General features: G+C 64.7%; 15 protein-coding genes. 8 read left to right on the forward strand and 7 right to left on the reverse strand.

Features of this window, described 5'->3' with window-relative positions; translation table 11 throughout:
* Positions 1-214 precede the first annotated feature (214 nt).
* The gene (locus K2W81_RS15225) at positions 215-478 is read right to left on the reverse strand and encodes a hypothetical protein (protein WP_294105966.1); all 264 of its coding nucleotides are present in this window, start codon (positions 476-478) and stop codon (positions 215-217) included.
* A 166-nt stretch (positions 479-644) separates the two neighbouring features.
* Positions 645-1,118 (reverse strand): GreA/GreB family elongation factor, encoded by a 474-nt coding sequence (locus K2W81_RS15230; RefSeq protein ID WP_294105969.1) that lies wholly within the window; start codon positions 1,116-1,118, stop codon positions 645-647.
* Between the two features lie 178 nt (positions 1,119-1,296).
* Here K2W81_RS15230 and K2W81_RS15235 point away from each other — a divergent pair, with 178 nt between their 5' ends.
* From K2W81_RS15235 to K2W81_RS15255, 5 genes are all read left to right on the forward strand, one after another.
* Positions 1,297-1,968 (forward strand): DUF1013 domain-containing protein, encoded by a 672-nt coding sequence (locus K2W81_RS15235; protein WP_294105972.1) that lies wholly within the window; start codon positions 1,297-1,299, stop codon positions 1,966-1,968.
* Positions 1,969-1,977: 9 nt separating this feature from the next.
* Entirely contained in the window at positions 1,978-3,081 is a 1,104-nt protein-coding gene (locus tag K2W81_RS15240; protein WP_294105975.1) for an MBL fold metallo-hydrolase, read from the forward strand.
* Between the two features lie 52 nt (positions 3,082-3,133).
* Complete coding sequence (locus K2W81_RS15245) at positions 3,134-3,769, forward strand: glutathione S-transferase family protein (protein ID WP_294105978.1); 636 nt, start codon at positions 3,134-3,136, stop codon at positions 3,767-3,769.
* A gap of 176 nt (positions 3,770-3,945) precedes the next feature.
* On the forward strand, positions 3,946-4,977 hold the full coding sequence (locus K2W81_RS15250) for a sensor histidine kinase (protein WP_294105981.1): 1,032 nt from the start codon (positions 3,946-3,948) through the stop codon (positions 4,975-4,977).
* Positions 4,978-5,063: 86 nt separating this feature from the next.
* Positions 5,064-5,435, forward strand: a complete 372-nt coding sequence (locus tag K2W81_RS15255; RefSeq protein WP_294105984.1) for a response regulator — start codon at positions 5,064-5,066, stop codon at positions 5,433-5,435.
* Positions 5,436-5,442: 7 nt separating this feature from the next.
* Here K2W81_RS15255 and K2W81_RS15260 read toward each other — a convergent pair whose 3' ends face one another.
* The 3 genes from K2W81_RS15260 to K2W81_RS15270 all read right to left on the reverse strand — a co-directional run bounded on the left by K2W81_RS15260 (position 5,443) and on the right by K2W81_RS15270 (position 7,579).
* Positions 5,443-5,634 (reverse strand): DUF1289 domain-containing protein, encoded by a 192-nt coding sequence (locus tag K2W81_RS15260; protein ID WP_294105987.1) that lies wholly within the window; start codon positions 5,632-5,634, stop codon positions 5,443-5,445.
* A 6-nt stretch (positions 5,635-5,640) separates the two neighbouring features.
* Positions 5,641-7,083, reverse strand: coding sequence for a DEAD/DEAH box helicase (locus tag K2W81_RS15265; protein WP_294105990.1), 1,443 nt, complete (start codon positions 7,081-7,083; stop codon positions 5,641-5,643).
* A gap of 88 nt (positions 7,084-7,171) precedes the next feature.
* Positions 7,172-7,579 carry a hypothetical protein gene (locus tag K2W81_RS15270; RefSeq protein WP_294105993.1) on the reverse strand — a complete coding sequence of 136 codons (408 nt, stop codon included), beginning with the start codon at positions 7,577-7,579 and terminating at the stop codon, positions 7,172-7,174.
* A 103-nt stretch (positions 7,580-7,682) separates the two neighbouring features.
* Here K2W81_RS15270 and K2W81_RS15275 point away from each other — a divergent pair, with 103 nt between their 5' ends.
* The gene (locus K2W81_RS15275; RefSeq protein ID WP_294105995.1) at positions 7,683-9,131 is read left to right on the forward strand and encodes an FAD-binding oxidoreductase; all 1,449 of its coding nucleotides are present in this window, start codon (positions 7,683-7,685) and stop codon (positions 9,129-9,131) included.
* A 59-nt stretch (positions 9,132-9,190) separates the two neighbouring features.
* The gene (locus tag K2W81_RS15280; protein ID WP_294105997.1) at positions 9,191-9,961 is read left to right on the forward strand and encodes a SapC family protein; all 771 of its coding nucleotides are present in this window, start codon (positions 9,191-9,193) and stop codon (positions 9,959-9,961) included.
* A 663-nt stretch (positions 9,962-10,624) separates the two neighbouring features.
* Here the strand turns inward: K2W81_RS15280 and K2W81_RS15285 are convergent.
* On the reverse strand, positions 10,625-11,086 hold the full coding sequence (locus K2W81_RS15285) for a GFA family protein (protein WP_294106000.1): 462 nt from the start codon (positions 11,084-11,086) through the stop codon (positions 10,625-10,627).
* Between the two features lie 225 nt (positions 11,087-11,311).
* Positions 11,312-12,169 (reverse strand): N-formylglutamate amidohydrolase, encoded by an 858-nt coding sequence (locus tag K2W81_RS15290; RefSeq protein WP_294106004.1) that lies wholly within the window; start codon positions 12,167-12,169, stop codon positions 11,312-11,314.
* Positions 12,170-12,278: 109 nt separating this feature from the next.
* Here K2W81_RS15290 and cpdR point away from each other — a divergent pair, with 109 nt between their 5' ends.
* The gene (gene cpdR, locus K2W81_RS15295; protein WP_294106007.1) at positions 12,279-12,656 is read left to right on the forward strand and encodes a cell cycle two-component system response regulator CpdR; all 378 of its coding nucleotides are present in this window, start codon (positions 12,279-12,281) and stop codon (positions 12,654-12,656) included.
* Positions 12,657-12,769 lie beyond the last annotated feature (113 nt).

Here is a 12,769-nt window from a genome sequence, read left to right on the forward strand (position 1 = left end):
CTCGCCGAAAGCTTCCTCAGCATGGTCCATATCGCCGCCGCCAGATACTGGCTCAAATTTGTCCACGCCGCCTAGGTCAGGATCATACGGCACATCGACCAGCGCATTCTCAAAAAACATCTTGCCGTGAAGACTGACCATTACCGTGCTGGCCCAGACGGCGGTGCTGCTCATGCGTGGCGTTCCGTCTGGAACGAGGATTTCTGCACAACCATCACGCCAGATCCCGTCGCCGAGCCTGATAAAGCCAGATCGCCGATGCGGCCCCAGCAATCACCAGTAACCCGACGGTCAGCGGCCGCCCCAGCGGCGTCACGAGCAGCGCATTGGTGACCGAATCGAGCATCCCGATGATCCCCGACCGCCGACCGCTATGCGCGTTGATCAGATTGTTCATGAAGCCCGTCGCGACATGAACCGCCCAAGCCCAAAAGCCGATCAATGCCCAAAGCGGATAGAACCAAGGCATGCGATCCATCGAACTACTCCACCCTTAGCGGCCGTAACGCCGGTGACACCCTTCGGAACGGCCCGCTGTAACGACAAACGGGCGTTATTTCGGGAATGCACTTCCCGGTCCTAAGTATCGCCAAAGTCGTTACTTAATGGTTGCCTGCGCCACATTTTGGGCCGTGTGCGCGGGGTCAGCCCTCTGCCGGGACCGCTTCGATCGCGATGATCTCGATCGCCTCGAGCCGCTCGCCAAGGTCGAGAACCTCGCCGACTTCGGCGCCGATCACCGCGCGGGCGAGCGGGGCGGAGAAGGCGAGGCGGCCGGCCGATGGTTCGGCTTCGTCATCGCCGACGATGTCGATCACCCGGCGCGCGCCGTTCAGGTCGAGCGTGACGCGGCACCCGAAGGCGACGGCATCGCCGGATGGCACCGGCGCGAGTTCGGCTGTTGCGGCGCGCGTCTGCCAGTAGCGCTGGGTGCGCTTCAATTCGGCGAGCTTCACCGGATCGGCTTCGTCGCGCACCTCGGCATTGACACCGTCGAGCGCGGCGAGCGTCAGCGCAAGTCCCCGCGCCGTCACCAGATTAGGCCCCGGCGGCAGCGGCAGTTCGAAGCGCGGTTCCATATGTTCTTCGTCGCTTTCGCGGCGGAAGGCGACGCTCATCGGGCAATTCTGATCATGCGCAACAGATGGGGGACAATGCGCGGCAAGACCAGCCCCGCGCCGCCGCGTTTCGGCGCGCTGCACTCGCGCCTTGCCTCGCCTGCGCATCCGCACTAAGTCCTATGGGTCAGAGGCCACTCCGCAAGGGGTGGCCCTTATTGTTTCCAGGAGATTTCGCATGGCCCAGCCGCTCATGCCCCATGCCACTGCTTCGTGGCTGGTCGACAATACCGCGCTCAGTTTTGAGCAGATCGCCGAATTCTGCGGGCTGCACATCCTTGAAGTGCAGGCCATCGCCGATGATACCGCCGCGACCAAGCTGACGGGCCGCGATCCGGTGCGCGCGCATGAGCTGACGCAGGACGAGATTGAAAAGGGCCAAGCCGACCCGAACTACACGCTCAAAATGTCGAAGGGCCCCGATCAGGTCCGTCGCACCAAGGGGCCGCGCTACACGCCGGTGTCGAAGCGGCAGGACAAGCCCGACGGCATTGCCTGGATCATCCGCAATCACCCCGAGATTACGGACGGCGCGATCGGCAATCTGATCGGCACCACGCGCACGACGATCGCGGCGATCCGCGACCGCAGCCATTGGAACATCGCCAACATCACCCCGAAGGACCCGGTGACGCTGGGCTTGTGCTCGCAGCGCGAACTCGACGCGATCGTTGCCAAGGCGGCGAAGGCGGCGGGAATCGAAGCGCCCGTCGACAACAAGCTCGAAGGCGACCGTGCCGCGCTGATCCAGTCGCTGCGCAACGAGCGCGATCAGGCCGCGCGCGATGCCGAGGGTGGCGATGCCGCGCTGCTGCCGGGTGGCTTGCACGATCCGTTCAAGCGCGCCTAAACGCGCCGCGTGAAGATCAGCGCCGACGCTGCGCTCGTCCCCGATGCGAGCTTCGTGCCCACCAGCCATCGCGGGCTGACCTATCCGTTCGGGCATGTCGGCCCCGAGCCGCAGCAGACGATGCAGGTCGCCGAAGGGCTGCACTGGGTGCGGCTGGTGGTGCCCGGGCCGCTGCGGCACATCAACTGCTGGCTGATCGACGACGAAGACGCGACCGGGCCGGGTGCCGCGCTGGTCGACACCGGCATGAACCTCGCGCCGACGCGCGACGACTGGAAAGCACTGTTCCGGGGTGGCGCGCTGGATGGCGTGCGGCTGACGCGGGTGATCGGCACGCACATGCACCCCGATCATATCGGGTTGGCCGGGTGGATGTGCGATCACCACGGCTGCCCGCTCGAAATGACGCGCGGCGAATGGCTGACCGCGCGGATGCTCGCCGCCGATGCGCGCGATGCGGTGCCGCACGAGATGATCAGCTTCTGGCGCGGCGCGGGTTGGGATGCGGAAGCAATCGAGCGCGGCAAGGCGCGCGGCTGGTCGGGCTTTCGCCGGATCATCACGCCGCTGCCGCTTGGCTATCGGCGGCTGGTCGATGGGCAAGTGCTGATGATCGGCGGGCGGCGCTGGCAGATTGTGACCGGCAATGGCCACAGCCCCGAGCACGCCTGCCTGCTCGATGCCGAGCGCGGTATCCTGATTTCGGGTGACCAGTTGTTGCCGCGGATCAGCTCGAACATCTCGCTGGGCGTGACCGAGCCCGAAGGCGACCCGCTCGGCGACTGGCTCGACTCGCTCGCCAAGCTCAAGCAATTGCCCGCCGATCTGACGGTGCTGCCGTCGCACGGCGATGTCTTCACCGGGCTGCATGTGCGGCTCGACGCGCTCGACCGTGAGCATCGCGACCGGCTCGACGAACTCGAAGTCTTCATCGGCGAAGCGCCGCGCCGCTCGGTCGATTGCTTCGGCCGGCTGTTCCGCCGCGCGATTGGCCCCGAGCTGCTCGGCATGGCGACCGGCGAATCGCTCGCGCATCTGCGCCGCCTCGAAGTCGAGGGGCGCGCGGTGAAGGACGTCGTCGACGGCGTCTGGTGGTATCGCAAAGCGGGTTGACTCTTCGGCGCAGATGTTCTCACTTCGTTCGCGATGACCGGGGAGAGTCGCAATGGCGGACGGGCTGACATTCTACACCAATCCAATGTCACGCGGGCGGATCGCGCGCTGGATGCTGGAGGAAGCCGGCGCCGAGTATGAAACCGTCGTGCTCGATTACGCATCGAGCATGAAGGCGGGCGATTATCGGGCGATCAATCCGATGGGGAAGGTCCCGGCGATCGTCCACAACGGCCATGTCGTCACCGAATGCCCGGCGATCTGCGCCTATCTCGCCGATGCCTTTCCCGACGCAGGGCTGGCGCCGCCGGTTGACCAGCGTGCGGCCTATTACCGCTGGCTGTTCTTCGCGGCGGGGCCGGTCGAACAGGCAGTTACGATGAAGTCGCTGGGGGTCGAACCGCCCGCTGAACGATCGGGCATGATCGGCTTTGGCAGTTTCGACAAAATGGTCGATGTGCTTGAGTCCGCCGTGTCGGCGACGCCCTATGTTGCGGGCGAGCAATTCAGCGCCGCCGATGTCTATCTCGGGTCGCAAATCGCCTGGGGCACGCAGTTCGGCACGTTGCCCAAGCGCGACGGCTTCACGTCCTATCTCGACCGAATCCTTGCGCGTCCGGCCTATGCCCGTGCCAATGCCAAGGACGATGCGCTGATCGCGGCGGCTGCGGCACCAGTCGAGGCATAGCTGCACGGCGCGAAAAGCCGCGCGCCGAATAGCTTAGGGCATCAGGCACATTTGGTGCTACATTGAATTGGCATCAGACGGTCGAACCCCCGGCACGCCGGGTGCAGCGCCTGCAACGTGTCGCTACCGGGAATGACTCGTCCTCCGCGAGCCTCCGGCTCCCGAAGGCTTCGGCCGTGGAATTTTTTACGCCCCTTCCTGCGCAGGCAGCGAGCAGCCTTGGCATGGCGCTTGTCTTTTCGTCCGCCACACCGCTGCTGCTGATCGACGCCGATCTGGCCGTTGTTGCCGCGAGCGGCTCCTTTTGCAGCGCGTTCGGCCTTGATCCCGATCAAGTCGTCGGCAAGGCGATGTCAGCGCTCGGCGATGGCGAATGGGCGGCGCCGCAACTGCGATCGCTGCTGCGCGCGACCGCGGCGGGACAGGCCGCGATCACCGCCTATGAATTTGATCTGGTCCGCCTCGGGCAGGCGACGCGGTGCCTGATCGTCAACGCGCACAAGCTGAGCTATTCGGACGCGCAAGGCGTCCTCATCGTGCTGGCAGTCACCGACGTCACCGATGCACGCCGGATCGAAAAGCAGAAAGACGATGTCGTCCGCGAAAAGCAGGTGTTGATGCTCGAATTGCAGCACCGCGTCGCCAACAGCCTTCAGATCATCGCCAGCGTGCTGCTACAAAGCGCGCGCAAGGTTCAGTCGGACGAGGCGCGTAGCCATTTGAACGATGCACACCACCGGGTGATGTCGATCGCCACGCTCCAGCGCCAGCTCGCCTCGGCCAAATCGGGCGATGTCGTGTTGAAAACCTATTTCGCCGATCTGTGCGACAGCATCGGCGCGTCGATGATCTATGACCATAATCTGCTGACGCTGACGCTGACGCCGATCGTCGACGACACTGTCACGTCATCGGAAGTGTCGGTCAGCCTCGGCTTGATCGTCACCGAATTGGTGATCAACGCGCTGAAGCACGCGTTTCCCGATCGCGCAGCGGCGGGCAAGATCACGGTCGACTATCGGTCGCGCCCGACAGGCTGGGAGCTGAGCGTCGAGGACAATGGCGTCGGCATGCCGGGCGACGAGGCAACGCGGCAGCCCGGGCTCGGCACGGGTATTGTCGAGGCGCTGTCGCGTCAGCTCGAAGCGACGGTCACAATCAGCGATACGCATCCGGGCACCCGCGTGGCGATCATCCACCACCACTGATCGCGCTCGGGCACTTTTCCGCGCCGCCGTTCGTTGCTGCATGACGACCCCATGAAAGCCGATTCGTGACCGATTTGAGGCCGAAAATGCTGCTATATGTCGAAGATGATGTCCTTATTCAGGACGGCGTGGTCGCGGCGCTTTGCGCGGCCGGCTATCAAGTGCTGGTTGCTGACGATGCCCAGCAGGCGCGCCGCCAAATTGCTGCGCACGGTGCCGAACTCGGCGTATTGGTGACCGATATCAATTTGGGCGACGGGCCTGATGGCTGGCAAGTCGCGCGCGAAGCCCGCGCCCAATTCGCGACACTGCCGATCGTCTATGTCAGCGCGGCGAGCGAGCATCACTGGGCGTCGATGGGTGTGCCCGGCAGCGTGATGATCGCGAAACCCTTTGCCACAGCCGAAGTGGTAGGGGCGATATCGTCCTTGCTCGCCGCGGGTGCGACCCACGATTGAACGAAGGTTAGCGACTACAGCTTGAGCGCCGCGCGGGTAATGCGGCGATGACCGACGCCCGCCATGCGCTGCTCTCGCTGCCCCAGCGCGCGATTTCGTCGAGCGTGCGCGCGCAGCCGGTGCAAAGGCCCGTCGCATCGATGTCGCAGATATTGATGCACGGGCTGGCGACCGCGCGGTCGGACACGGTCACGCGCATGCGAATCTAGCCGAGCGTCGACCGGAGGAAATCGGGGAAGGGGCCTTCCCATTTGTCCTCGCCCACCGGATCGCTGCTGTGGGTGATCGGCTCGGCGGTGGGATAGCCGCGTGCAGGCGCGCGCGGCGGCGCCGGTCGTGGCGCGGCCTTGACCGGCGCGGGCGCGGCTTCGGCTGGCGTATCGATAGGGGCATCGACCGGTTCGGCGCGCCTGGCACCGCCACGACGGCTGCGCTTGGGGCGCGGGGCGTCATCCTCGACGGCCTCGGGCGCCGCTTCGACTTCCTTCTTCGGCTTGGCGCGCGAGCGGGCCGGCGGTGCGTCGACCGCTGCCGCGTCGGGCGCGCCGATCCGCTCGATCACCTGGCCGGTCAGCTTTTCGATATTGGCGATATTCTCGGCATCGTCAGGGGTGATCAGCGTGAAGGCGATGCCGGTTGCGCCTGCGCGACCGGTGCGGCCGATGCGGTGGACATAATCATCGGGGTGCCACGGCGCGTCATAGTTGAAGACATGGCTGACACCCTTGATGTCGAGCCCGCGCGCGGCAACGTCGGAGGCGACGAGGATGTTGATGTCGCCGTTCTTGAAGCGATCGAGCTCGGCGATGCGTTCGGATTGCTCCATGTCGCCGTGGATTTCGCCCGACCGCATGCCTTCGCGCTTCAGGATTTTGTTGAGATCGCGCACCGTCGTCTTGCGATTGCAGAAGATGATCGCGGTGCGGACATCGTCGCCGAGCAGGCCGATCAGCCGGTCGCGCTTCTTGGCGGCGCTGACGGGGACCAGATATTGCTTGATGTTGATGTTGGTGGTCGCGGGCCGCGCGACTTCGATCGTTTTCGGATTATCGAGGAATTTGTCGGCGAGCTTCTTGATCGGCGGGGGCATCGTCGCCGAGAAGAGCAGGGTCTGACGCGCCTTGGGCAGCTTGGTGCAAATTTCCTCGATATCGGGGATGAACCCCATGTCGAGCATGCGATCGGCTTCGTCGATCACCAGCAGCGAACAGCCGTTGAGCATGATCTTGCCGCGCCCGAACAAGTCCATCAGCCGCCCGGGCGTCGCGATCAGCACGTCGACGCCCTTTTCGAGCGCGGCAAGCTGGTCGCCCATCGACACGCCACCGATGAGGAGCGCCATCGATAGCTTGTGATATTTGCCGTACTTCTCGAAATTCTCCGCCACCTGGGCGGCGAGTTCGCGCGTCGGCTCGAGGATCAGCGAGCGCGGCATGCGGGCGCGGCTGCGGCCGTGCGCAAGAATATCGATCATCGGCAGCACGAAGCTGGCGGTCTTGCCCGTGCCCGTCTGGGCCACGCCAATGATGTCGCGCATCATCAGGACCGAGGGGATGGCGCTCGCCTGAATGGGCGTGGGTTCGGTGTAGCCCGATTCAGTGACCGCGCGCAGAAGTTCGTCGGAAAGGCCGAGATCGGCAAAGGTCATAATGTGTCCGGAAATGCCCGGCCACTGCCGGGGAAACGTCGCGAAGCGCTTGCGGATTCCACCGCGCTTGTCAAGGTTGCGGCTTGGTTTAGGGCTTGGGGATCAGCCGCCGAAAGGCGCGGATTTCGCACGCTGCGCCCGATCGCGAGCGGACCGCATCGCGCTTGGCGCAGACCTGCCCGTCCTCTGCGCGCTTGATGTAGAAACCCGAATAGAAATCGATCGCGGGGCATTTGTCCCCCAGCAGCGCGCGCAGGCGGCGACCGTCGCTGAAATAAATGTCGACGCTGCCATTGTTGGTGAAGGCGGCCCCGGCGATCCCGTCGAGCGCGGTGCAGCGATCCGCGCGCTTTTCGCGCCACACGATCGGCTTGACCGGCGCGAGGCGCGGCACGCGGATGACGACGCGCTGACGGATCGTGAGCTGGGCCAATGCCTGGCCTTCGCCGGGATCGCCGAGCATCGTGATCGCCAAAAGGGTGAATGCGGGAATCATGATCACTTATCGGCATAGTAGGGCTGGTTGAACAGTCGATGAATTGGGCGATGAATTGGGCGATGAATTGGCGTGCGCGATGTCACGTGGTAGCGCGCATCGCATGATCGATGCCCAAGCCAGCCTGATCGACTCGGTGCGCGCCCGTTTTGGCGCCAAGGCAGTGGTCGACGATCCGCACGATATCGCGCCGTGGCTCAGCGACTGGCGTGGGCGCTACCACGGCGCGGCGCGGGCGATTCTCGCGCCGGGGTCGACGGCGGCGGCGGCGGCGATCGTCGGCATGGCGCATACGGCGGGGGTGGCGCTGGTGCCGCAGGGCGGGAATACCTCAATGGTCGGTGGGGCAACGCCGCCCGAGGATGGTTCGGCGCTGATTCTCTCGACCCGGCGGCTCAACCGGATTCGCTCGGTCGATGCCGATGCCCATCTGGCGGTGGCCGAGGCGGGGGTGATCCTCGCGAATTTGCATACCGCCGCGCATGAGGCCGGGCGCCGCTTTCCGTTGACGCTGGGCGCGCGCGGGTCGGCGACGATCGGCGGTCTCGTCTCGACCAATGCGGGCGGCACGCAAGTACTGCGCTTCGGGACGATGCGGTCGCTGGTGGCGGGCATCGAAGCGGTGCTGCCCGATGGCTCGCTGTACGAAGGGCTGGCCGCGCTTAAGAAAGACAATCGCGGCTATGATCTGAAGGAGCTGCTGATCGGCGCGGAGGGCACGCTGGGGGTGGTGACGGCGGCGACGTTGCGGCTGGTCCCGGCGGCGATCGACCGCGCGACGGGGTGGCTGGCGGTCGAGTCGCCGGGGGACGCGCTCAAGATCCTGCGCGCGATGGAAGCGCAATCGGGGGCGGCGATCGAAAGCTTCGAACTGGTGCCCAAGCTCGCGCTCGATCTGGTGCTCAAGCACATTCCCGGCACGCGCTCCCCGCTGGTCGGCGCGCATGCCTGGCATGTGCTGATCGATTATGTGTCGCAAAGCCAGGGCATCGAAGCGCAGCCAGCGCTGGAGGCACTGGTGGCCGGGGTGCTCTCGGCGGGGTTGGCGCAGGACGGCGTGGTCGCGGTGAACGAAGCCCAGGCCGAAGCCTTTTGGCGGCTTCGCGATTCGATTTCGGAGGCCGAACGCGCCGAAGGGCCGACGATGGCGCATGATATTTCGGTGCCCGTCGATGCGATGCCCGACTTCATGCTGCGCGCCGCCGCCCATGTCGAAGCGGCATTTCCGGGCGTCCACGCCAGCGCCTTCGGGCATCTCGGCGACGGCAATGTCCATTTCCACGTCAATGCACCGCGCGGTGTCGATGCCAAACGCTGGCGCGCCGAGGTCGGCGAAGCCGCAAGCCATATGGTCTATGACCTCGTCGTGGCGGCCGGGGGATCGATCTCGGCCGAGCATGGCATTGGCCAGATGAAGCTCCACGAGCTCGAACGCCTGTCGAGCCCGGCGCGCCTCGCGATGCTGCGTGCGATCAAGGGCGCGCTTGATCCGAAGGCACTGATGAACCCCGGCAAGCTCGTCGCGCTTGCGCCGCGCCGCGCCGCGCCATAAGGGCTGCGACTCGTAGGGCCCGAGGGGACTTGGCCTTTCGTTCTGATGGAGATTTTTCGATGGCCAGCGCGCCGCAACAGCTTCCGCTTTTCTACAACGGCCTTGAGCCGCTTTCGAGCCAGCTTCACGGCGATTTCCGCGCCAAGCCGCAGGACAAGGCACCGTTCCTGGTCAACCAGCATGCGATTCCGATCACGGTCGACGAATTCGCGCTGGCCCAGCGCTTCATGCCGATCGTCTTTTCGAGCGGTGACGAGCCGATTCCGCTCGCGCTGATGGGCCTGAACGAAGGCGTGAACGTCTTCGTTGATAACGAAGGTGCGCTGCTCGACAACACGCTCTACGTGCCGGCCTATATCCGCCGCTATCCCTATATGCTCGCGCGGCTGACGCCTGATGCGCAGGAATTGTCGCTGTGCTTCGACCCGACCTATGACGCGATCGGCAAGCTCGATGATGGCGAGGCACTGTTTGCCGATGGCCAGCCGACCGAATTCACCAAGAACGTCCTCCAGTTCAACGAAATGTTCGAACAGGCCGGGGCGCGCACCCAGTCGTTCATGAACGAGCTGAAGGAAAGCGGCTTGCTGATGGACGGCGAAGTGACGATCCAGCCGCAGGGCGCCGACAAGCCCTTCATCTATCGCGGCTTCCAGATGGTCGATGAAAACAAGCTGGCCGATCTGCGCGGCGACACTTTGCGCAAAATGTCGCAGTCGGGGATGCTGCCGCTGCTTTATGCCCACCTCTTCTCGCTCGCGCTGATGCGTGAGATTTTCGAGCGGCAGGTGACGCAGGGCAAAATGCCGGTGCCCGAACTGTCGTTCTGACGAGGCGGGTAAATCTGGCTGAATTCACCTTCAACCCGTTCGTGCTGAGCTAGTCGAAGCACTGTCTTTCTTTTGCGAGCCGATCGCAGAAGAAGGACGGCCCTTCGGCAAGCTCAGGGCAAGCGGGGGGCAGCGCGCCTCAAAGCCGATCCAGATGGCAGACGCGCCAAAGCGCGCGGGCGCGATGATACGCGCTCGCGGGGAAACGAGGGAGGCGATCGACCGGCGCGTCCTGCCACGGGCATCCGGGGCTTGACGACTTTGGGTAGTCTCAATTTGCAAGCGTCAAGGCTTGGCAAGTCGACGATGAAGGGGCACGCTCCGGCTCCGACACCGGTTAAAGTGGCATCCACACCGGTGATGGGACGAATCCCGCCACCGCTGCTTCGCGTGCATTTAGCCTGGTCTCCCTCACCGCCCAGTTGCGGAAAATCCGTCTTCTTTCCACGGATGGCTCCGCGCCGGTCGATTGATCGGTCGGGGTTTAGCCCTGCCGATCGCAGCCATCATTCCACTTGCGCACCGGCCGGATACGGTTGGAATGACGGACGCATTTATAACCCAATTGGTTGTAAATGTCAAGCGAAACTATCCGGAACATCACGGGCCGCGATCGTTGAAGCTCGGCGCCCGGCCGGGCCGGCTCGGTATAGACGCTAGCGATCAGGATTTGACCGGATGGCGCTCGAACTGCTTGGCGCCGTCGCTAATGTCATACCATGCCGGCTTTTCGGCCACGAATTCATGGAACCGGTTTCTCACGCCAGGATCGTCGTCCAGAGCGTTCGCCGAAATCGGAAAGCTCGGTTGGTCGGAAATAATCTCGCCAAGCGCCGTCCCACAGATTTTGCAGAAGCATCGGGCATATTGATAGGGTGGCGCGGGTTCATAGCGCTGGACCTGATCGCGCCCCGACAGCCACCGCAGGTCTTCGGCCTTGACGAAAACAAAGGTACTCGCGCCGACTTTGCGGCACCGTGCGCAATGGCAGGTCGCCATCATCGTCGGGGGCGATGTAAGCTCAAATTGCACAGTACCGCAGCAGCAACTTCCCCGCATTTCCGATCTCCCACAACGATTGGAACATTGAGAGAACGAGTCGCGCTTGTCAATCTGTGCGGCCACCGCGGCCTTCTGCGCTATTCTTGAGCGCGCGGCCCCAAATTATTGATTTTTGCGATTGCGAAGCGCGCGGCTTGAACCCGCCTTGCGGGTCGCCTATATTGGTGGTGCGCGGCTCGTGTCCCCCCCCTTTCGCGACGCCGCGCGGCGGAGCTTCGGCTCTGCCCTCCCTGAACCTTGGCCACCTCGTGCGAAAGCACGAGGTGGTTTTTTTATCAGGTCGCGCCGCTATTCGGCCGCGATCGGCAGTTGCGTGGCGCGCGCTTCATCGGCGAGCGCGGCGAGCATGCGCCGCAGCAGCCGTGCGCTCGCCGCCAGCCCCGGCCCCGGCAGGTCGAACGCCGCATCAAGGTAGAGCCGCCGGTCGACTTCGATCTGAATCGCGTGAATCTCGCTCGCAGGGGCTGCATGCACGTCGAGGATATGGCCACCGGCATAGGGTGTGTTGAGCGCATGGGCGATTCCGGCGGCATCGGCTTCGGCCTCGATCCGGCTGACGAAGCGCGCGGCGGCGCTGCGCCCGAACCGGTCGCCGAACACGATCTGCGCCACCTCGCCCAGCGCGCCGAGCGGCGGCATCGAATGGAGATCGACCAGCACCGCGACGCCGAAGCGTGCCCGCGCCGCCGCCAGCGCCTGAGCGAGCGCGGCATGATAGGGGCGGTGGTCGTGCGTGATTCGCGCCGCGACATCATGCGCGCGCAGCCGTCCGCGCCAGATTTCGTCGACCATGCCGACGCGGCGCGGCACCAGCCCCAATCCGCTGCGCAGCTTGAGCGAGGGCGCAGGCTGGCGGCGCGGATCGGCGCCGTCGTCGAGCAGCGGATCGCGCTCCTGCTCGCTGCGGTTGAGGTCGATCCACGCGCGGGGACGGCGCTGAATGAGCATCGTCTCGCCGCGATGTGCGGCCAGCGCCAGCGAATCGATGTGCCGGTCTTCGAGCGCGATCAGATCGGCGATCGGCACGCGGATCGCGGCTACCATCGCGGCTGGATAATCGCGCCCGCCGTGCGGCACCGACACGACCACCGGGCTGGCTGGAAGCGCCGGTCCGTGTCGATCGAAGCTGGGATTTTGGATGGCCATCGCCCGTCTGGCTTAGGCGCGCGACGATGCGCTCGCAATCGCCGCGCCGTGCTGGAAAATCTTAAAGGCTTCGCGCATAATATGGCCTGCGAAGGGAAGCGAACCGGCGATGATACGAATCCTGCTTGCAGAAGATGATCGGGTAATGCGCGAATATCTGACGCGCGCGCTCGAACGCTCGGGCTATGCCGTCAGTGCGGTCGATCGCGGGACGGCCGCGATTCCGCTGCTCGAAACCGAGCCGTTCGACCTGTTGCTGACCGATATTGTGATGCCCGAAATGGACGGCATCGAACTGGCGCAAAAGGCGGGCGAGATGTGCCCCGATCTGCGCGTGATGTTCATTACCGGCTTTGCCGCCGTCACGCTGAAGGCGGGCAAAGCGATGCCGCAGGCGCGCGTGCTGTCAAAGCCGTTCCATTTGCGCGATCTGGTGCTGGAGGTCGACCGGCTGTTCGAAGTGGAAAGCATCACCGGGCGGCATTGAGGGTTGCAAGCATGAAGGGTGCCGGGTATGGCGCCCTTCCCGTGGGCGTGTAGCTCAGTGGTAGAGCACTGTGTTGACATCGCAGGGGTCGCAAGTTCAATCCTTGCCACGCC

Source organism: Sphingomonas sp. (assembly GCF_019749955.1).
GTDB lineage: Bacteria > Pseudomonadota > Alphaproteobacteria > Sphingomonadales > Sphingomonadaceae > Sphingomonas.